Below are 19,751 nucleotides of genomic sequence, written 5' to 3' on the forward strand. Positions count from 1 at the left end.
ACCGCGCAGGCCTGCTCAGTGCCGCCATTGCGGTCGTGATCCTGCCCTGGCACCTCTACAACAGCCCCTCAGTGATCGTGTACTTCCTCGGTGGCCTGGGCGCCCTGCTCGGCCCGCTGTACGGCATCATCGTCACCGACTACTACCTGGTACGCCGCAGCCGGGTGAACCTGCCGCAGCTCTACAGCGAAAGCAGGCAGGCGGCCTACCACTACAGCGGCGGCGTCAACCTGCGTGCCGTTGCGGCATTCGTGCCGGCGGCACTGATCGCCATCGTGCTGGCGCTGGTCCCAGCCTTCGACACCTTGTCGCAGTTCTCCTGGTTCTTCGGCGCCGGCCTGGGTGGGCTGATCCACTACGCCCTCGCCAACCGCAACGCCAGCTACCTCGCGGTGGACGGCGAGAGCATTGCGGTGGATAGCGCGCATCACTGATCGGGGCACCATCAGCCGACTGATGAGGGCCAGTGATGCTGGCCCTTAGCCCGTACGGATGCACGCGTGTAAAGAGGTCTGTACCTCCACTGCGCGCCCCTGGCATCTTCCTGGCGCACATGCCCCGCGACCCGCCTGGCCCGCAGGGCCACCCACGTAACCGCGCCAGACGACACCACCCTACTCCCGGGCTTTGGTTGCCCGCTGCCGGCCGGCCATTTGCAGGCAACTATTTTTTTGTCCCCGTGCATCCAATAGACCCCGTGGTGGGTATTGCTGATGGGTGGACCATGACCGCCCAGCCAAATGACCTGTCAGGAGCATTACCATGAGCCATACATACTCCGCTTGCCTGCTCGCCTGCAGCCTTGCCCTGGCGCTGCAGACCGCCCACGCGCGAACCGCCGTGCCCACAGCAGTCCAGGTGCCCGAGGGGCATCGCGTTATGCTGGAGACCGTCGGGGTCGGCGAGATCACCTATGAGTGCCGCGACAAAGCCGATGCGGCCGGCCAGACCGAATGGACCTTCGTTGGGCCCAAGGCCGTGCTCAATGACCGTAGCGGCAAACAAGTGGGCGACTACTTTGGTCCTCCCGCCACCTGGCAAGCGAAGGATGGCTCGAAAGTCACCGGCAACCAGTTGGCGCTGGCCCCGGCAGACAAAGGCGCCATTCCTTATCAACTGGTCAAGGCCAACCCGGCCGAAGGTAAAGGCGCCATGCAAGGGGTCAGCTACATCCAGCGTCTGGCCACCCGCGGCGGCGTGGCCCCTACCAGCGACTGCACGGCCCAGAACAAGGGGGCCAGGCAGGTCGTCCAGTACCAGGCCGACTATGTGTTCTGGACAGCCAGGTAACGCGCGCCGGCGCCAACATCCAGCAGCGGATGATCTAAGCTCGATGGCAAGCCCCCGGCTGGATGGCCGGGGTACCTCGCCAGACACAAGGAAGCCGTACACCTTGAATTCGCCTGTCACCCCATTCGACTTCCACCACTGCCTGGAGGCCTGCGCACAGGGTGACCGGCGAGCCCTGCAAGCGCTGTACGATCACGAAGGGCCACGCCTGCTGGGCGTAGCCCGGCGTATCGCGCGTGACAACGCCACGGCCGAAGACATCGTCCACGATGCGTTCATTCGCATCTGGGCTGGCGCTGCCAGCTACGACCCCGCGCGCGGCTCGGCCCGCGGCTGGATCTACAGCATCACACGCCATCTGGCATTGAATTCGATACGCGATACTCGGCGTGAAACTGTGTTGGACGATGCCGACATGGCTGCCGTGCCCACCTTGCCGGGCAGGCTGGATGACCTGGCCCTGTGGTCAGGCTCGGCAAAGATTTACCGTTGCCTGGAACAATTGCAGCCCGGCCCGCAGCACTGCATCCTGCATGCTTATGTGGACGGCTGCAGCCACGCCGAAATCGCCACTCTGCTGGGCGCCCCCCTTGGCACCGTCAAGGCTTGGATCAAGCGCAGCCTGAAAGCACTGCGGGAGTGCCTGGAATGAAGCCGGAGACTGACGAAGCGCTGGACACCCTCGCCGGCGAGTTCGTATTGGGCACCTTGCCGCCGGAGCAACACACGGCAGTGGCTGAGCGCCTGCGTACCGACTCAGCCCTACGCGCCGCAGTGGACGCCTGGGAGTCGCGCCTGCTGGAACTGGCCGCGCTGGCCGCGCCGCAGCCACCGAGCCTGCGCCTGTGGGGCCGTATTCAGCGCAGCCTGAACGAGCTGGCGCACCCGGCCAGCGAGCGGCGAGCCAAGTGGTGGCAACGCCTGGGCCTGTGGCAAGCAACCACGGCCGCCGGGTTGGCGGCCAGTGTAGTGCTGGCGTTCACCTTGCTGACAACGCCCCCACCCGCGACGCAATTCGTGGTGGTGCTGGTGGCACCGAGCAGCCAGGCCCCGGGTTGGGTGGTGCAGACCAGCGACAGCCGCACCATCGAGCTTCTCCCGCTCGGTAAGGATGCGCTCCCTGAAGGCATGGCCTTGCAGTTCTGGACCAAGGGTCCGCAGTGGGGGGCGCCAGTATCCCTGGGCCTGGTCAAACCCGGCGAACCCTACCGGGTCCCCCTGCAGAGCCTGCCACCGCTGGAAGCCGACCAGTTGTTCGAGCTGACACTGGAGAAAGCCGGCGGCTCGCCTACCGGCCTGCCAACGGGGCCGGTCAAGTTCATAGGCCGGGCGGTGAAAGTGATTTGACCCCTTTGCCTGCCGGCCGGCGAGAGACAGAAACGGTACGCCACAGAAAGTCTGGGAATCATGGGCCGTAGCGAGTTAAATGGTGGCCCTTGCTCGATTGCCGTAGCCGGCGGAGCTGGCCGGCCCGGGCCAGTGCAAGTGATCTCCCCAATCAACCGCAGTCTCATGAAAAGGAAGTCGCGCAAATGGAAGTACGTTGCACCTCACTGGAAGAAGTCCGCCAAGGGATCGATGCAATTGACCGCAGCCTGGTTTCGCTTCTCGCCCAACGTGGCCGACTCGTGACGCAAGCGGCCGCCTTCAAGAAGACGACCGATGACGTGCGTGCGCCTGCGCGGGTCGAGCAGGTGATAACGAAGGTTCGCGAAATGGCGGAGCAAACCGGCGCTTCAGCCGAGGTGGTGGAGCAGGTTTACCGGGCGATGATCGCGGCCTTCATCAATGAAGAACTGACCACACACGCTAAGCTGGCCCCTTCGGGGGATTGAAGAGGCATGCAAGGCGGCCGATTATCAGTCACCGGTTCGAGGCCAGAGCACGGCCTGCGCCACGATCACATCGCTGCCATTGAAGGTGACGGCAGGTGCGCCATGTAACTGGTACCCCATTTCCAAGGCCTCGCTGACCCGCCGGCAGAAGGCGGCGTTGTCGGGGCCGGTCAGCACTCGGTAGATGGGCAGATCATTGGGGGGTTGGCTCATCACTTTCTTCCTTGGTTCACGCGGGGCGCGTTGTGGCTGTTGATCCTGCTGGTGAGTCGGTAACCGTTGCATCGATCATGGGTGCTCTACTGTATGCGGGCCAACAGGGCTTGGCTACCGGTGGATCGCGCCAGCGTTTCAGCCTTCCTGGTCGAGGCGCGTTACCGGCCCCCCCGATAGCCCTCGCCTCTTTCAACTCGGCGTACCGTCGCTTCGCCCAGGCCATCGCGACGTGTTTCCAGGCGAACACCCGGCTCTCTTGGTAGACTGTCGCCTTGTCGCGATCAGTGCGGGACTGGACGGGGTAGCGGGTGCTGCCATCGACCCTTTTCCACGATTGGTACATGTCGTATGTCGGTTGGTACTTTGTACCAAACGCCTAGGTAAAAACGCCTCGAACCCCCGAAACCGGTACAGAACACGTTGAACGAAATGACTGCCACATCAGGCTCCCAGCCACAAACCACGCGCCCTGAGCCGTCACGCCGCTTCAGCGTTGCCCCCATGATGGATTGGACAGACCGCCATTGCCGCTTCTTCCTGCGCCTGCTGTCCAAGCAAACCTTGCTCTACACCGAAATGGTCACCACCGGCGCCCTGCTGCACAACGACGCCGACCGTTTCCTGCGCCATGACGTTTCCGAGCATCCGCTGGCCCTGCAGCTGGGCGGCAGCGTGCCTGCCGACCTGGCGGCCTGTGCCCGCCTTGCCGAGCAAGCCGGCTACGACGAGGTCAACCTCAATGTCGGCTGCCCGAGCGACCGGGTGCAGAACAACATGATCGGTGCCTGCCTGATGGCCCACCCGGCGCTGGTGGCCGATTGCGTGAAGGCCATGCGCGATGCGGTAGCCACCCCGGTGACGGTCAAGCACCGCATCGGCATCAATGGGCGCGACAGCTACGCCGAGCTGTGCGACTTCGTTGGCCAAGTACGCGAGGCGGGCTGCCGCAGCTTTACCGTGCATGCGCGCATCGCGATTCTGGAAGGGCTTTCGCCGAAGGAAAACCGCGAGATTCCACCGCTGCGCTACGACGTGGCAGCACAACTGAAGGCCGACTTCCCGGACCTGGAGATTGTGCTCAACGGCGGAATCAAAACCCTCGGCGAGTGCCAGGCGCACCTGCAAACCTTCGACGGGGTGATGCTGGGGCGTGAGGCCTATCACAACCCGTACCTGCTGGCGGAGGTTGATCAGCAACTGTTCGGCAGCGAAGCTGCCGTGATCAGCCGCAGCGAGGCGTTGGCGCAGCTACGGCCGTACATCGTGGCGCACATGGAAAGTGGGGGCGCGATGCACCATGTTACCCGGCACATTCTGGGGCTGGCCCAGGGGTTCAAGGGCGCCCGGCGCTTCCGTCAGCTGCTGTCGGCGGATATTCACAAGGCGGCGCAGCCGCTGGCCGTGTTCGACCAGGCAGTGGAGTTGCTTCAGGGGCGCTGATGCGCTGTGTAGCGACAGCGGGTGCAGATGACGCCAGCACGCGCGGTGGTGTGCGGAACCTCGGGGTGGCGCCGGACTCGAATATCATCTTCACACCACCCTTCGTGGCAGGCCCGCGCCTACCGGCCCTTGAGCGGCCGTCGGGGCTCGGGTAATGTCGAGTCATTGCACAGGACAGAGCACGCCCATGACCTCCAAGCTGGAACAACTCAAGCAGTTCACCACCGTGGTCGCCGATACCGGAGACCTGGACGCCATCACCCGCCTGAAACCGGTCGATGCCACCACCAACCCGTCGCTGCTGCTCAAAGCCGCTGCCATCACGGGTTACGCGGACCTGCTCAAGCAGGTCAAGGCAGATGCCAAGGGCAATGTCGACCTGGCCTGCGACAAGTTTGCCGTGGCCGTGGGCTCGGGCATCCTCAAGGTCATTCCCGGGCGCATCTCCACCGAAGTGGATGCCCGCCTGTCATTCGACGAACCGGCCCTGCTGGCCAAGGCCCGGGCGCTGATCGACCTGTATGAAAAAGCCGGCGTCGGCCGTGACCGCGTGCTGATCAAGCTGGCCTCGACCTGGGAAGGCATTCGCGCTGCCGAGAAGCTGGAAAAGGAAGGTATCCAGACCAACCTTACCCTGCTGTTCTCGTTCGCCCAGGCCCAGGCCTGTGCGGATGCCGGGGTATTCCTTATTTCGCCGTTCGTGGGCCGGATCTACGACTGGTACAAGAAAAGCACCGGTCAGGACTACGTGGGCGCCGAAGACCCGGGTGTGCAATCGGTCACGCGCATCTACAACTACTACAAGGCCAATGGCTACGACACCGTCGTCATGGGTGCCAGCTTCCGCAACATCGGCCAGATCGAACAACTGGCGGGCTGCGATCGCCTGACCATCAGCCCTGACCTGCTCGACCAGTTGAGCAGCGACCAGGGTGAGTTGCCGCGCATGCTCAAGCCCGGCAATGCTGGCGAAGCCAAGCAGGTGCTGAACGAAAGCCAGTTCCGTTGGGCAATGAACGAAGATGCCATGGCCACCGAGAAGCTGGCCGAAGGCATCCGCCAGTTTGCCCGGGACCAGGAAAAGCTGGAAAAATTGATGGCTGAAAACGCCTGAGTAGTTTCAGTCTTGCCAGGCGGGCGTAAAGTGCCAAGCACCTTGCGCCCCATGCCCTTCCCGAGCTGTTGATGACCGCCCCTACACTGCTGCCCCTCGTACTCGCCGGCCCGGTCCTGCGGCGCCTGGAACCCCAGCGCCTGGCTATCTGGCTGGTCGCCACCGAACCGCTGCACGCGCAATTCGTCTGCACCGCCAGCGAGGCCCAGGTCGACTGCCAGGTGGTAGCCGTAGGCAAGCAGGCCTTCATTCACTTGCTGGACATCCATTTCAGCGGCCCGCTGCCCTGCAACCAGCTGCTGGACTATGACCTGCTGATCGATGGCAGGGGCATCGCCGATTGGGCACCTCACCTGCTCTACCCCGGCAACCAGCGCCCCAACCTGGTGTTGCGCGAGCGCCTCGACCACCTGTTGCATGGCTCCTGCCGCAAACCGCACCACCCTGCGGCCGACGGCCTGCTGTGCGCCGACCGCCTGCTGCAGGCTTGCACAACCCCGCAAGACCGCCCCGCCGTGCTGCTGATGACCGGCGACCAGGTGTATGCCGACGACGTGGCCGGGCCGATGCTGCGTGCCATCCACAGCCTGATCGCGCGCCTGGGCCTGTTCGACGAGCAACTTGAAGGTGCGGTGGTCACCGACAGCCAGGCGCTGTACCAGCACCCGGCCAGTTACTATCACCGCGCAGACCTGTTGCCGGCACAGAAGCTCAACGAAACCCTGCGCGAGCGGTTCTTCGGTGGCAAGCGCAAACCGATCTTCTCTTCCAGCAACGCTGACAACCACCTGGTGACCTTCGCCGAAGTCATGGCCATGTACCTGCTGGTGTGGTCACCCGTGCCGTGGCAGCTGGTCGACCTGGCCATGCCAGCCGGGCTCAGCGACCAGCACCAGGCCCGTTACCAGCACGAGCTGCCGCTGGTCCGCGGGTTTGCCGACAACCTTGGCCAAGTGGCCAGGGCCATGGCCCACCTGCCCTGCCTGATGATCTTCGACGACCACGACATCACCGACGACTGGAACCTGTCGGCACAATGGGAGCAGACCGCCTACGGCCACCCGTTTTCACGGCGGATCATCGGCAATGCCCTGCTCGGCTACCTGTTGTGCCAGGCCTGGGGCAATGCCCCGGACACCTGCAAGCCGCTGCTCGGCCAGTGCCAGGCACTGACCGGCAACAACCAGGATGCAGTGATCGGTGAGCTGCTGCGCTTTCAGGGCTGGCAGTTCAGCCTGCCTACCGAGCCGCCCTTGCTGGTGCTGGACACCCGTACCCGCCGCTGGCGTAGCGAAAGCAACCTGGCCAGGCCATCCGGCCTGCTGGACTGGGAAGCGTTGAGTGAACTGCAGCAGGCGCTGCTCGATCACCCATCGGCAGTCATCGTTTCACCGGCGCCGATTTTCGGCGTGAAACTGATCGAGACGGTGCAGAAGGTCTTCAGCTGGCTGGGCTACCCCTTGCTGGTCGACGCCGAAAACTGGATGGCCCACCGCGGGGCGGCACAGGTCATCCTCAACATATTCCGCCACTCGCGCACACCCGGGCACTACGTGGTGCTGTCGGGCGATGTGCACTATTCATTCGTCTACGAAGTGCTGATTCGCCACCGCCAACGCAGCCCCCACTTGTGGCAAGTGACCAGCAGCGGCATCAAGAACGAGTTCCCCCGGCGCCTGCTGGACGTGCTGGACCGCCTCAACCGCTGGCTGTACTCGCCGCGCTCGCCGCTTAACTGGTTTACCAAACGCCGGGAAATGGAGGTCGTGCCACGCACGCCCAGCCACAGCAAGGCCGGGGAACGGCTGTGGAACGGCGCGGGGCTGGGTCAGGTGTTTTTTGATCGGCAGGGGCGGCCGGTACGCGTGTATCAGCTGGATGCGGGTGGCGCGCAGGCAACCGAGTTTATCGGGGGCCCGTAGCCAGGCAGCGTGGCCAGCGCGTGGGCCAGGCTCTTGCGAAGTGGCGCCGCTACAATCGCGCACGCCCCTCAAGGCACAGTGCCTAGCTGCGCTCCAGCGCATTCACCAGGTCATGGAACGCTTCGCGGTTGGAGTCATTCAGGCCCATGAGGATCTTGTGCGCCTCCAGCACCTTGGAACGCACCACGTCTTCGTTCTGGTCCTGCGACGGAAGGTCGGTCAGGCACTCGGGGCAGGGAATTGGCCGATCGACGATATTGAACACCTGATCGAAGCCCATCGATTGCAGCAGCCGGGAGATGTCCGGATTGGTGGTCACCACCGTCGGCAGCAGGCCTACCTTCTGGCGCGACAGGATCGACAGCTTGGCCAGCAGGCCCAAGGTGGTGCTGTCGATGCTCTCGGTTTCGGTCAGGTCGATGACAATGGCCGAGAAGTTCAGCGCCGTGAAAATCTTCTCGATCGTTGCATCCAGCGCCGAACACAAGGTCAGGCGCACTTCACCGACAAATTTCAGTACAAAGGTACCGCTCTGCTCGGCGAACTGGATTCTACCGGTACTCATTGAAGGTTCCTGCTTAACACCAATAGGGCGATATCATCCGGCATCTCCCCAAGCGTAGCCAATCCAAAACGTTGACGCAGCCCATCCAGGCTACCACCTGCTGCCTTGACGATCTCCGGCAAGGCGGCTTCTTTATCTTTGAGCGTATCACCCGGCAAAAGGTCCAGAATGCCATCGGACATGAGGCTGATGCTGAATTGTGGCGGCAGCTCCACGACCAGGTCCTGGTAAGTGGCCTCGTCAAACAGCCCCACCGGCAGGCCACGGCCTTCCAGGTAGCGGGCGTTGCCTGGGGTGTACAGCACCGGCAGCGGCAAGTGGCCGCCAACGGCGTAGGTCAGCAGGCCCGAATCCTCGTCTATCACGCCACCTACCATGGTCACGTGCTTGCCCAGCTTGCTGTTGATCAGGCCGCGGTTGATGTGGCTGAGCACTTCCGATGGCTTGAACTCACGCATCTTGTTGCGCTTGAGTTCGAACATGAGGCGTGTGGTCATGAATTTCAACAGCACGGTGACAAAGGCCGACGACGCGCCATGCCCTGAAACATCGGCAAGGTAAAAGGCGATACGCCGGTCATCGACGCGGAAGTAGTCGACGAAATCACCCGACAGGTACAGCGACGGGATGATCTGATGCTCGAAGGCGAACTCGCCGGCACCCCACGGGCTTTCCGGCAGCATGTTCATCTGCACCTGGCGGCCGGCGGTCTGGTCTTCCTGCAGCAGGTGCAGGCTGGCCTCCAGTTCGCGGTTGGCGGCTTCGAGCTTGTCGCGGTAGCGCTGGTTTTCCAGCACCAGGCGCGAGCGGTCGAGGGCGCGGCGCACCGAGTGCTCCAGTACGGCCAGGTCTTCCAGCGGCTTGATCAGATAGTCGGCAGCCCCCAGGCGCAGCGCCTCTACCGCATCACTCATGACGCCGGCACCGGACACCACGATCACCGGCACCTGCGGCGCACGCTCGCTGACCTGGCGGATCAGTTCGAGCCCGCCCATCTGCGGCATGCGCAGGTCGCAGATCACGAGGTCGGGCTGGTGCTCTTCGAAGACCTGAAGCCCCTGCTGGCCATTACCGGCCTGGAGCACGCTGAAACCACTGTCTTCAAGATACGCGGCGAGGCTCGCACGGACCACGTCGTCGTCATCGATGATCAGCAGCGTTGCACTGGTATTCTGCATGTGGGCGAACGGCGCCGATTTAGGTTGGTGCAGCGGTGTCGGCAAGGCAGACGGCCAGCTACGGGAATTCTTTGTGGTCATACTCTACTTGAGTTGTAGGACAAGAACACCTGCCCAGCAACTGTCGGCAACTGTGAGAGCAACCTTGTAAGGCGCAGACGGTACTCCCATCCGCCAGGGGTTTCAAGCATGCGTGGGTCGACCTCATCGCTCTTTACAGGGCAAATCGCCGGGAGTTATAAGAAAGTCGACCAGCGCAACCCGATGGGAAGGATGCAGCATGCCCCACACGCCCTCCAGCCACAGCGAGAAACGCGATTTCATCCGCATGCGCATCGACGCCGAAGTCAGTTTGTTGCACGAAGGCCAGGTCATCGCCGCGCGCTGCCTGGACCTGTCCAGCGGCGGCATGCAGGTGCAGGCGCCAGAGCATTTTCAGGTAGGTCAGCAGCTCGAAGTGCGGATCGACTCCGACCACCCGGCCTTGAAGGGGCTGCACGCCAGCACCGAGGTGGTGTGGATCGCTGACCAGCCAGACGGCCAGCAGAAGTTCGGCCTGAAGATTCTGGCAATGCATTGAAGCGGCACCCGAAGCCAGCAGGGGCGGCCTAGCGCGGGCGCCCCTGCACAGCGTGAACGGTCAGAAGTCGTCTTCGACTTCGCCATCCTTGACCTTGAACTCGCGGTTCTGCAAGTAGGCATTACGAATGAAGATGTACTTGTCGCCTTGCATCAGCTTCTCGGCCGACAACAGGCTGGCGCGGGTGTCGATCACGTCCAGGGCGAAGATCGAGTTGCGGGTCGGCACGTGGTCTATGTAACGGTAAGGCTTGGTATAGGTGTCCGGGTACCTGGCCACGCCATCGCGCACGGTGCTCGGGCCCAGCAGCGGGATGACCACGTACGGGCCACTCGGCACGCCCCAGTAGCCCAGGGTTTGGCCGAAGTCTTCGTCGCTGCGCTGCAGGCCCATCTTGGTGCCCACATCGAAGAACCCACCCAGGCCAAAGGTGGTGTTGACGATCAGCCGCGCAGTGTCCACGCCGGCTGCGTGGGGCTTGAGCTGGAGGATATTGTTGGCCAGGTTGGTCACATCGCCCAGGTTACGGAAGATGTTGTGGATACCGTCTTCGAGAAACTGCGGGGTAACGGCCTCATAGCCCTTGGCCAATGGCTTGAGGGCATAGGTGTCGACCGTATCGTTGAAACGGAAGATCGGGCGGTTGACCGCTTCCCAAGGATCTTCCTCGGTGGCCGCCTGGGTGGCGGCCACGGGCGCCAGCAGCATGCCGGCACAGACACAGGCCTGGGTGACTCGATCGATCACACTGGCACCGATCCTACGCATAGATGTCTCTCCATCGGGTTTCTCGACCGCCAGCGCACGGGTCGCGTGGCGTTAAGGCGGCAGTATAGAGGCTTACGGGCTGTTAGACAGCTTTACACATTTTTGCTCAATATTTTGTGAACAACTGTTGCACCAGCCCCCGCTGTCACAGGGCGGTAACAATCAGCCAATAGCCTGCGGCGTATTTGGGGACGCCGCCATGCACGCTACACCCGCCCTCACCGCTGTGCTGTTCGGCCTGCGCGGTTGCCTGGTACAGAGTGCCAACGGCGCACCCGCACCGGCCCCCGGCGCGCTGGCCATCCTCGCCAACCTGCATCAGCGCCACGTCCCCTGTATCTGGCTGGATGAGCTTGCCGACCCGCCGAGCCAGCGCATGGCCCAGGTGCTGCCTGACTGGCTCCCGGGGCTTACGGTGACCGACCCGTGCTTGCCAGCACCCAATGCCTGCTGGCAAGCACTAATGCAGCTGGGCAGCCAACGCCTGGCAGGCTGTGTACTGGTCAGCGGCGACCCGCGGTTGCTGCAGGCGGGGCTCAACGCCGGGCTGTGGACGATCGGCCTGGCTGCCTGCAGCCCACTGTGCGAACCCGGTTCCGCCCAATGGCAAGCGCTACCCCCTGCGGAGCAGGACCTGGCGCGCGGCAAGGCGACCCTGGCGTTGTTCAGCCTGGGCGTGCATTCGGTGATCGACCACCTGGAAGCGCTGGATACCTGCCTGCAGGACATCGCCCGGCGCCGTGCCAAAGGTGAAAAACCCTGATACAGCCATGTTGACGCGGATCATGCAAAGCAGTGGCAGGTGGATTACGCTGAAAGCAGGCCAGAACCTTTGCCGCTTCGCTGAGGTCCATGGCTAGCCAAGCCATTGATGGAGAAAAGCCAATGCCTGCCCGCGAATTGCAAGAGCGCCTGAACACCTTGCGCGAGCAACTGGACCGTAACGTACCGCTCTCGGAAGAAGAGCTGGCCGCACTGCACGAAGAAGCGCGCCAGATCGAGGCACAGCTGAAACTGGAGGAAGCCACCCCGGACAACAACCTGGTGGATGGCGTGAACCTGGCGATCGAGCGCTTCGAGGCCGAACACCCCGACCTTACCGCCACCCTGCGCAGCATTGCCAACTCGTTGCACAGCATGGGGATCTGACACCACGAAGGGGTGCATTGCACCCCTCCTGCGTTCCCAGCCCTTACTGGCGAACCAGCCGCTGGTTATCCGGGCTGATAGCATCGGTACTGCGGTACGGGTTGATATCCAGCCCCCCGCGGCGCACATACCGTGCATACACGGTCAGGTGCTCCGGCTGCAGCAAGTGCTTCAAGTCCAGGTAGATACGCTCCACACACTGCTCGTGGAAGTCGGCATGCTGGCGGAAGCTGATCAGGTAGGTCAGCAAGCTGGCGTGGTCCAGCGCCCTGCCCTTGTACTCGACGACCACGCTACCCCAGTCCGGCTGCCCGGTAACCGGGCAGTTGGACTTCAGCAAGTGGCTGTGTACGGTTTCTTCAACCACCCGCTCAGGGCTGCAGCGCAACAGCTCTGGCTGCGGCTGTGCGTAGTTGCTGATGGCAACGTCCAACGCATCGATGCACAGACCGGGCAACGCCACCACCCCCTGGGCCTCGACCTCTGCCAAAGTGCGCACCTTCACCCCAACCGGCTTGCCCGCTGCTGCCGACAGGTCCTTCGCCAAGCATGCCTGCAGCTCGTCGAGGGTGGCGAAGACTGTCTGGTTCAGCGAGTTGAGGTACAGCTTGAACGACTTGGACTCGATGATGTTGGGCGAATCGGCCGGAATGGCGAACTCACCAATCGCCACCACAGGCTTGCCAGAAGGCAGCAGCCAGCTCAGCTCAAAGCAGTTCCAGTAATCCACACCGTGCCACGGCAAGGTCTGGGCGGTAACACCCAGCTCGGCCCACTTGGCCGTACGCGGGATCGGGAACAGTTGCTCCGGGGAGTAGGTAGCGACGTATTCGCTGGCTTTGCCCAGCGGGGAGTGTTCGGCAGCGGGATGCATGTAAACTGACCTGGAGGTTCGGAATTACCCCTAGTCTACCGGTTTTGCACCCCGCCTTGCAGGCCCCGTCACTCGATGGTCAGTGCCCCGACCATACCGGCCTGGTAGTGCCCCGGCACATTACAGGCGAACTCGATAGGCGCCGACTTGCGGAAGGTCCAGGTCAGTTCGGCGCGCTGGCCAGGCATCACCAGCACCGTGTTGCCGCCGCCGTGCGCGTGCCCACCGCCGTGATCGTTCATCTGTTCATGGCCCATCATTTGCCCAGGGTCCATCGCCTGGCCATGGTCCATGCCCTGGTGGTTCATGCCCTCATTGAACAGCTTGCCTTGCATGGCAAGCATTTCTTTCTGGTGTTCGGCGTGCATGGCCTTGTCGCCCAGGTTGAATTCGTGTGGCAGCTTGCCTTCATTCACGAGCACGAAACGTACGGTTTCGCCAGCTTTTACCTGCAGGCGCTTGGGCTCGAAGGCGATGTCCTTGAGTACCACCTCTACAGTGCGGGTGGCCTTGGCCGCCGGGGCTGGCTCGCCGAAGGCAAAGGTGCCGGCCTGGCCGGCTAGGGCCGGCAGGCTGGCCATGGCAAGGGTGGCGGCGAGGAACAGGCGTTTCATGATGACTCCGGGAATACACGACAGGGTGCAGCCACATTAGTCACCGGTGACTGGCAACTGGCTGACAGCAAGATTACAACTTTGTCAGGTTGGGCATGCAGACACATCGTCACGTATCATTTCAGCCACCCCTGCGGCTTACGCACGGGGCGCGCCCGTTTCCAGCGCCACCGCAAGCCAGCTGAAACCTTGGTACCTCTATGAAACTGCTGATCGTCGAAGACCAGGCCCGTACCGGCCAGTACTTGCGCCAGGGCCTGAACGAGGCCGGCTTCGCCACCGAACTGGCCAGCGACGGGGAGACCGGCCAGTTCCTGGCCCTGAGCGGCGACCACGACCTGCTGATCCTGGATGTGATGCTGCCCGGTCGCGACGGTTGGCAGATCCTGCAGGCCGTGCGCCAGGCCGGTCGGGATACGCCTGTGCTGTTCCTGACCGCGCGCGATGCCGTCGAGGACCGGGTACATGGCCTGGAGCTGGGCGCAGACGATTACCTGGTCAAACCGTTCGCCTTTTCCGAACTGCTGGCGCGGGTGCGCAGCCTGCTGCGCCGTGGCGCCAGCCCGAGCCAGGACACTACCCTGAGCCTGGCCGACCTGCGCCTGGACCTGATCCGCCGCCGCGCCGAGCGCGCAGGCAGCCGTATCGACCTGACCGCCAAGGAATTTTCCCTGCTGGAACTGTTGCTGCGCCGGCAGGGCGAGGTGCTGCCCAAGTCGCTGATTGCCTCACAGGTGTGGGACATGAACTTCGACAGCGACACCAATGTGATCGAAGTGGCAATCCGCCGCCTGCGCCTGAAAATCGACGACCCGCACCCCAACAAGTTGATCCACACCGTGCGCGGCATGGGCTATGTACTCGAAGTGCGGCCAGCGTGATGCGCCGGGTATCCCTCGGTAGCCGCCTGGCGCTGCTGTTCGCCGCCTGCACCGCGGCGGTTTCGCTGGGCGCCGGCCTGTTGTTCAACCGGGCCAGTGAGCAGCACTTCATCGAACTGGATCAACAACTACTCGCCTCACGGCTGTCGCTGCTGCGCACGCAACTGGACGGCATCACTACCGCCGAAGCGCTGAAGGCGCGCCTGCCCGCCCTGCGCGAAGCGCTGAGCCATCAAGCCGACCTGGCCATGCGCATCAGCGGCGCCGACGGCACTCCCTGGTTCGCCAGCCGCAGCGGCCTGCCGCCGGCAGTGCTGCCGACCGGGCTGGGCACCCAGCATGCCCAAGGGGCGGACTACCGCAGCCTGACCGCGCCCTTGGCGCCGGGCAGCAACGCATCGCCACAACTGGCGTTGTACCTTGATATCACGCACCACCAGCATTTCCTGCAAGGCATGCAGCGCCTGATCTGGCTGACCGTCGGCCTGTCGGCGCTGGCCACCGCGCTGCTGGGCGCCTGGGCGGCCCGCAGCGGTCTGCGGCCGTTGCGGCAAATGGGCCAGGTGGCCGCTGGGGTGTCGGCTCGCTCGCTCACCACCCGCCTGCCAGTGGCCCAGATGCCCGTAGAACTGGCCGAACTGGCCAGCACCATGAACGCCATGCTGCAGCGCCTGGACGATGCGTTCCAGCGCCTGTCGGCGTTCTCCGCCGACATCGCCCACGAGCTTCGCACACCGCTGTCCAACCTGCTGACCCACACCCAGGTCACCCTCACCCGCCCGCGCAGCCTGGAAGAATACCGCGAGGCCCTGCATGGCAACCTGGAGGAGCTGCAATGGATGGCGCAGATGATCAATGACATGCTGTTCCTCGCCAAGGCCGACCATGGGCTGCTGGTGCCTGGGCAAGCGCCACTGGCACTGCATGAGGAAGTGGATGCGCTGCTGGAATACTACGCACCGCTGGCCGAAGACGGCGACGTGCAGATGCTGCGCGAAGGTGAGGCCGTGCTGCACGGCGACCGGCACATGCTGCGCCGGGCCCTGTCCAACCTGCTGGATAACGCGCTGCGCTTTACCCCGGCAGGCGGGCAGATACGGGTGGCCCTGGCAGCGGGGCCCAGCATCAGCGTGGCCAATACCGGCGCGGCCATCGAGCCCGCGGCCCTGCCACGGCTGTTCGACCGCTTCTACCGGGTAGACCCGGCACGGCGTGAAGGCAGTAGCGAGCATGCCGGCCTGGGGCTGGCGATTACCCGGTCGATCGTGCAGGCCCATGGCGGCTGCATTCGCGCGGAGTGCGCGCAGGGGTGGACGCGCTTCGTGATCGAATTCACTGAAGGCCGGTGAAACAGGCTGCCTTGCAGCCCGCTGCGCAAGCCTTCAGCTGTGGCTCAAACCGCCAGGCCAATGGCCGGCTGCACCTGCGAAGCCCGGTAAGCCGGGTAGATGGTTGCCAGGAAGCTCATCACCAGGCCGGCGGTGCAGATCATCAACACATCGCTCCCCTCCAGCTGCGACGGCAAACTGCTGACGAAGTACACATCCGAGGTGAAGATGTGCTGCCCGCTCACCCGCTCCAGCCAGCCGACGATCTGGCTGACGTTCAGCGCGGCAATCACGCCCAGCACCCCGCCAATCAGCGTGCCGACAATACCGATCAGGCTGCCCTGGACCATGAACGTACCCATGATCTGCGCTGGCGTGGCGCCCAGGGTGCGCAAAATGGCGATGTCCGGGCCTTTGTCGTTCACCACCATCACCAGGGTGGCGATGATGTTGAACGCCGCCACTGCAATGATCATCATCAGCAACAGGCCGATCATGGTCTTTTCCATCTTCATCGCACTGAACAGGCTGCCCTGGGTGTGCGACCAGTCATCGGCACGGTAGGCATCGCCCAGCCCGGCGGCGATGGCCTTGGACACCTGCGGCGCGGCGTACAGGTCGTGCAGCTTCAGGCGCACGCCTTGTACCTGGCCCGGCACCCAGCGCTGCATCTGGCCAGCATCGGCCATATGGATATAGGCCTGCGAGCCATCCAGTTCGGCGCCGACCTTGAAAATGCCGACCACGGTCAGGCGCTGCATGCGCGGGGTGATACCACCCGGCTCCTTGCTGATTTCCGGCACGATCAAGGTCAGCTTGTCGCCGGTATTCAGGCGGAAACGGCGGGCCGTGAGCTCACCGATGACCACGCCGAACTCGCCCGGCTGCAGGTCCTGCAAGCGGCCCTGGACGATGTGCTGCCCGACGATCGAGACCTTGCTCTCCTCGGCCGGGTCGATACCACTCACCTGAATCGGCTGCATCGCCCCCTTGTACGAGAGCATGCCTTCCATTTCGGTAATGGGCGCGGCGGCCATCACTGCCGGGTTCTGCAGCGCCGCATCGGCAACCTTGTGCCAGTCGTCCAGTGGCTGCACCCCGAGGATGGCGGCATGCGGCACCAGGCCCAGGATGCGCGAGCTCATTTCGCGCTGGAAGCCGTTCATCACCGACAGCACCACGATCATCGCCAGCACGCCCAGCGACAGGCCGATCATCGAGGTCATCGAGATGAACGAGATGAAGTGGTTGCGGCGCTTGGCTCGGGTGTAGCGCGCGCCGATGAAAATGGGCAAGGGTCTGAACATGTACGAAATCACCCAATGAAAACAGGAAAACGGGGCAACGCCTGTTACCCCGTACAGTCGCTCAGATCGCCACCAGGTGGCCGTCGTCGAGCTTCAATACACGGTCCATCTGGCGCGCCAGGCTGAGGTCGTGCGTTACCACCAGGAACGCTGTGCGCGAAGCACTGGACAGCTCCTGCATCAACTCCTGAATGCCTTGGGCAGTATGGTGGTCGAGGTTGCCGGTAGGCTCGTCGAGCATCACCAGGCCAGGGCGGTTGACCAGGGCCCGGGCAATGGCCACACGCTGGCGCTCGCCACCCGACAGCTCGGCCGGCTTGTGGTTGAGGCGGTGGCCCAGGCCTACGCGCTTGAGCAGTGCTTCGGCCCGCTCACGGGCCTCGGGGATGGGCGTGCGGCCGATCAGCAATGGCATGCACACGTTTTCGATGGCGGTGAATTCCGGCAGCAAGTGGTGAAACTGGTAGACGAAGCCCAATTCACGGTTGCGCAGCAGGCCGCGGGCACGCTCACCCAGCGCCGACAGCTCTTCGCCCGCCAGCCAGACGCTGCCCTGGGTGGGCCGGTCAAGGCCGCCCAACAGGTTCAGCAAGGTGCTCTTGCCAGAGCCCGAGCTGCCGACAATGGCAATGCGCTCACCGGCGTGCAGCTCCAGGTTGAGGCCGGACAGCACCTGTACCGACTCCGGGCCCTCGTCGTAGGACTTGCCCAGGTTGCGGCAACTCAGAACGGCTTTATCACTCATGCGCGACTCACTCATAACGTAGCGCCTCGGCAGGCTGGGTGCGGGCCGCACGCCAGGCCGGGTACAAGGTGGCGAAGAAACTCAGGACCAGCGCCGCGCCACAGACCATGTACACGTCCTGGGCCTGGATCTGCGACGGCAGGTAATCGATGAAATACACGTCGGCATTGAGGAACTTGTGCCCGATCAGTTTCTCGATGCCGGCGATGGCGGCACTGACATTCAGTGCCGCAAGAATGCCGACCACGGCGCCGATCAGGGTACCGATCACCCCGATCACCGTGCCCTGGACCATGAAGATGAGCATGATTTGCCCGGGCGTCGCGCCGAGGGTGCGCAAGATGGCGATGTCGCCACGCTTGTCGTTGACCACCATCACCAGCGTGGAAATGATGTTGAACGCGGCCACCGCCACGATCAGCAGCAACAGCAGGCCGATCATGGCTTTTTCCATGCGGATCGCCTGGTACAGGTTACCGTGGGTACGGGTCCAGTCGCGGCTGTAGAACGCCTGGTCACCCAACTGCTGGGCGATGCTCCAGGCTACCCGCGGCGCCTGGAACAGGTCGTCGAATTTCAGGCGCAGGCCCTGCACCTGGTCGGGCTTCCAGCGGTGCAGGCGCGACAGGTCGCTGATGTTGGTCAAGCCCAGGTAGCCGTCGATCTCGCCCGCGCCAACGTGGAAGGTGCCGACCACGGTGAAGCGCTTCATGCGCGGGAACATGCCGGCCGGGGTCACGCTGACCTCGGGGGCGACGAAGGTGAGCTTGTCGCCGATGGCCACACCCAGCTTGGCCGCCGCCTTGTCACCGATCATGATCCCCCACTCGCCCGGCGCCAACTGGTCCAGGCGCCCCTGCAAGACAAAGTTGTCGATGATCGACACCTCGCGCTCGCGGGCCGGGTCGATGCCATTGAGCAGCACTTTCTGCACCTTGCCATCGTGGGTCAGCAGGCCTTGCATCTGGGTGAACGGCGCAACCGCCACCACCTGCGGATTCTGCTTTACTTGTTGGGCAAGGGCCTGCCAATCGGCAATGGGTTGGCCGCTCTCCAGCGTGGCATGCGGGATCATGCCCAGCACGCGGGTACGCATCTCGTGGTCGAAACCGTTCATCACCGACAGCACCACGATCATCACCACCACGCCCAGGGCGAGGCCGATCATCGAGGTCAGGGAAATGAACGAGACGAAGTGATTGCGACGTTTGGCACGGGTATAACGCGTACCGATAAATGCGAAAAGAGGTCTGAACATGTCGGGGCTTGTTCGGATGAAAGGGAACGTCCTTGTGGCGAGGCGCCTACGGCGGCTTTACACTCGGACCACCGCCGCTACCTTGGGTTCGCCATGACGACATTAGACGAAGAAGATCGCCGCGAATACTACCGCATCGACGATCGGATCGCACTTCAAATAAGCCCCCTAAGCGCGGCCGAAGCCCTTGACCCAGATGTATTGCAAGATGATTCCCCACTGTTCAACCTGCTCAGCGAGCTGCACCTGTCGGACTTCGAGGCGCAGCACCTGCTGCGCCAGCTGAGCGACAAGGACCGCACCCTGGCCGCCTTCCTGCGCGCGCAGAACAAACGCCTCGACCTGCTCAGCGCAGTGGTTGCCCAGACCCTGCTCGGCGAAGTCGGGCAACCCCAGCCAGTGGTCATTTCCGAAGGCGGTATCGAATTCACCCAGCGCAACCCGCTTGCCCCCGGCACCCGGGTCAAGGTGAAAATGGTGCTGATGCCTCGTGCCCACGGCCTACTGCTGCGCGGTAAAGTCACCCACTGCGACCAGCGCACCGGGGGCGGTTACGACGTCGGCACCGAGTTCATCGACATGACCGACGCCCAACGGCAACTGCTGGCCCGTTACATCCTGCAGCGCCAACAGCAGCAACGGCGCCAGCAACTGGAACAGAACAGCCCTGCATCCTGAACCTGTTTT

Annotated in this window: 23 protein-coding genes; 14 read left to right on the forward strand and 9 right to left on the reverse strand. The window is 63.6% G+C overall.

What is annotated here, in order from left to right; translation table 11 throughout:
- From APH30_RS02595 to APH30_RS02615, 5 genes are all read left to right on the forward strand, one after another.
- A partial coding sequence (locus tag APH30_RS02595; protein WP_177333703.1) for a cytosine permease occupies nt 1-434 on the forward strand: 434 nt, incomplete at its 5' end.
- 328 nt (nt 435-762) lie between these two features.
- On the forward strand, nt 763-1,290 hold the full coding sequence (locus APH30_RS02600; protein ID WP_054911635.1) for a DUF3455 domain-containing protein: 528 nt from the start codon (nt 763-765) through the stop codon (nt 1,288-1,290).
- A gap of 103 nt (nt 1,291-1,393) precedes the next feature.
- Nucleotides 1,394-1,942 (forward strand): sigma-70 family RNA polymerase sigma factor, encoded by a 549-nt coding sequence (locus APH30_RS02605; protein ID WP_054911636.1) that lies wholly within the window; start codon nt 1,394-1,396, stop codon nt 1,940-1,942.
- On the forward strand, nt 1,939-2,637 hold the full coding sequence (locus APH30_RS02610) for an anti-sigma factor domain-containing protein (protein WP_054911637.1): 699 nt from the start codon (nt 1,939-1,941) through the stop codon (nt 2,635-2,637). Before APH30_RS02605 ends, APH30_RS02610 begins: the two co-directional genes overlap by 4 nt.
- A gap of 185 nt (nt 2,638-2,822) precedes the next feature.
- Entirely contained in the window at nt 2,823-3,125 is a 303-nt protein-coding gene (locus APH30_RS02615) for a chorismate mutase (protein WP_054911638.1), read from the forward strand.
- Between the two features lie 24 nt (nt 3,126-3,149).
- On the opposite strand, the gene APH30_RS02620 is transcribed toward APH30_RS02615, so the two are convergent.
- Nucleotides 3,150-3,338, reverse strand: coding sequence for a DUF1737 domain-containing protein (locus APH30_RS02620; RefSeq protein WP_054911639.1), 189 nt, complete (start codon nt 3,336-3,338; stop codon nt 3,150-3,152).
- Between the two features lie 432 nt (nt 3,339-3,770).
- Between APH30_RS02620 and dusA the strand changes: the two genes are divergently transcribed.
- From dusA to APH30_RS02635, 3 genes are all read left to right on the forward strand, one after another.
- On the forward strand, nt 3,771-4,781 hold the full coding sequence (gene dusA, locus APH30_RS02625) for a tRNA dihydrouridine(20/20a) synthase DusA (RefSeq protein ID WP_009686308.1): 1,011 nt from the start codon (nt 3,771-3,773) through the stop codon (nt 4,779-4,781).
- A gap of 187 nt (nt 4,782-4,968) precedes the next feature.
- Complete coding sequence (gene tal / locus APH30_RS02630) at nt 4,969-5,895, forward strand: transaldolase (protein ID WP_054904173.1); 927 nt, start codon at nt 4,969-4,971, stop codon at nt 5,893-5,895.
- A 71-nt stretch (nt 5,896-5,966) separates the two neighbouring features.
- Nucleotides 5,967-7,817: an alkaline phosphatase D family protein gene (locus APH30_RS02635; RefSeq protein ID WP_054911640.1), complete on the forward strand. Its 1,851-nt coding sequence runs from the start codon at nt 5,967-5,969 to the stop codon at nt 7,815-7,817.
- Nucleotides 7,818-7,899: 82 nt separating this feature from the next.
- Here the strand turns inward: APH30_RS02635 and rssC are convergent, their stop codons facing one another.
- Nucleotides 7,900-8,382: an anti-sigma factor antagonist RssC gene (gene rssC, locus APH30_RS02640; RefSeq protein WP_009686305.1), complete on the reverse strand. Its 483-nt coding sequence runs from the start codon at nt 8,380-8,382 to the stop codon at nt 7,900-7,902.
- Nucleotides 8,379-9,560: a two-component system response regulator RssB gene (gene rssB / locus APH30_RS02645; protein ID WP_054911660.1), complete on the reverse strand. Its 1,182-nt coding sequence runs from the start codon at nt 9,558-9,560 to the stop codon at nt 8,379-8,381. The genes rssC and rssB overlap by 4 nt, the downstream gene beginning before the upstream one ends.
- A 280-nt stretch (nt 9,561-9,840) precedes the next feature.
- Between rssB and APH30_RS02650 the strand changes: the two genes are divergently transcribed.
- Nucleotides 9,841-10,140 carry a PilZ domain-containing protein gene (locus APH30_RS02650; RefSeq protein ID WP_054911641.1) on the forward strand — a complete coding sequence of 100 codons (300 nt, stop codon included), beginning with the start codon at nt 9,841-9,843 and terminating at the stop codon, nt 10,138-10,140.
- 60 nt (nt 10,141-10,200) lie between these two features.
- Here APH30_RS02650 and APH30_RS02655 read toward each other — a convergent pair whose 3' ends face one another.
- Nucleotides 10,201-10,908 (reverse strand): VacJ family lipoprotein, encoded by a 708-nt coding sequence (locus APH30_RS02655; protein WP_054911642.1) that lies wholly within the window; start codon nt 10,906-10,908, stop codon nt 10,201-10,203.
- A gap of 199 nt (nt 10,909-11,107) precedes the next feature.
- Between APH30_RS02655 and APH30_RS02660 the strand changes: the two genes are divergently transcribed.
- Nucleotides 11,108-11,671 (forward strand): hypothetical protein, encoded by a 564-nt coding sequence (locus tag APH30_RS02660; protein ID WP_054911643.1) that lies wholly within the window; start codon nt 11,108-11,110, stop codon nt 11,669-11,671.
- 122 nt (nt 11,672-11,793) lie between these two features.
- Nucleotides 11,794-12,057 (forward strand): DUF4404 family protein, encoded by a 264-nt coding sequence (locus APH30_RS02665; protein WP_009686300.1) that lies wholly within the window; start codon nt 11,794-11,796, stop codon nt 12,055-12,057.
- A 43-nt stretch (nt 12,058-12,100) separates the two neighbouring features.
- Here APH30_RS02665 and queF read toward each other — a convergent pair whose 3' ends face one another.
- On the reverse strand, nt 12,101-12,931 hold the full coding sequence (gene queF, locus APH30_RS02670; protein WP_054911644.1) for an NADPH-dependent 7-cyano-7-deazaguanine reductase QueF: 831 nt from the start codon (nt 12,929-12,931) through the stop codon (nt 12,101-12,103).
- Between the two features lie 68 nt (nt 12,932-12,999).
- On the reverse strand, nt 13,000-13,545 hold the full coding sequence (locus APH30_RS02675) for a plastocyanin/azurin family copper-binding protein (RefSeq protein WP_009686298.1): 546 nt from the start codon (nt 13,543-13,545) through the stop codon (nt 13,000-13,002).
- Nucleotides 13,546-13,745: 200 nt separating this feature from the next.
- Here APH30_RS02675 and cinR point away from each other — a divergent pair, with 200 nt between their 5' ends.
- Together cinR and APH30_RS02685 are read left to right on the forward strand one after the other, a co-directional pair.
- Nucleotides 13,746-14,426, forward strand: coding sequence for a two-component system response regulator CinR (gene cinR / locus APH30_RS02680; RefSeq protein WP_054911645.1), 681 nt, complete (start codon nt 13,746-13,748; stop codon nt 14,424-14,426).
- A complete protein-coding gene (locus APH30_RS02685; protein WP_054911646.1) occupies nt 14,423-15,775 on the forward strand; it encodes a heavy metal sensor histidine kinase in 1,353 nt (450 codons plus the stop codon). The genes cinR and APH30_RS02685 overlap by 4 nt, the downstream gene beginning before the upstream one ends.
- A gap of 44 nt (nt 15,776-15,819) precedes the next feature.
- Here APH30_RS02685 and APH30_RS02690 read toward each other — a convergent pair whose 3' ends face one another.
- From APH30_RS02690 to APH30_RS02700, 3 genes are all read right to left on the reverse strand, one after another.
- The gene (locus APH30_RS02690; RefSeq protein ID WP_054911661.1) at nt 15,820-17,061 is read right to left on the reverse strand and encodes a lipoprotein-releasing ABC transporter permease subunit; all 1,242 of its coding nucleotides are present in this window, start codon (nt 17,059-17,061) and stop codon (nt 15,820-15,822) included.
- A gap of 61 nt (nt 17,062-17,122) precedes the next feature.
- The gene (lolD, locus tag APH30_RS02695) at nt 17,123-17,806 is read right to left on the reverse strand and encodes a lipoprotein-releasing ABC transporter ATP-binding protein LolD (protein WP_172828393.1); all 684 of its coding nucleotides are present in this window, start codon (nt 17,804-17,806) and stop codon (nt 17,123-17,125) included.
- Between the two features lie 7 nt (nt 17,807-17,813).
- Nucleotides 17,814-19,064, reverse strand: coding sequence for a lipoprotein-releasing ABC transporter permease subunit (locus APH30_RS02700; protein ID WP_047149820.1), 1,251 nt, complete (start codon nt 19,062-19,064; stop codon nt 17,814-17,816).
- Nucleotides 19,065-19,157: 93 nt separating this feature from the next.
- On the opposite strand from APH30_RS02700, the gene APH30_RS02705 reads away from it, so the two are divergent.
- Complete coding sequence (locus APH30_RS02705) at nt 19,158-19,742, forward strand: PilZ domain-containing protein (RefSeq protein ID WP_054911647.1); 585 nt, start codon at nt 19,158-19,160, stop codon at nt 19,740-19,742.
- Nucleotides 19,743-19,751: the final 9 nt, after the last annotated feature.

It is taken from the genome of Pseudomonas sp. NBRC 111127 (genome assembly GCF_001320345.1).
Taxonomy (GTDB): domain Bacteria; phylum Pseudomonadota; class Gammaproteobacteria; order Pseudomonadales; family Pseudomonadaceae; genus Aquipseudomonas; species Aquipseudomonas juntendi.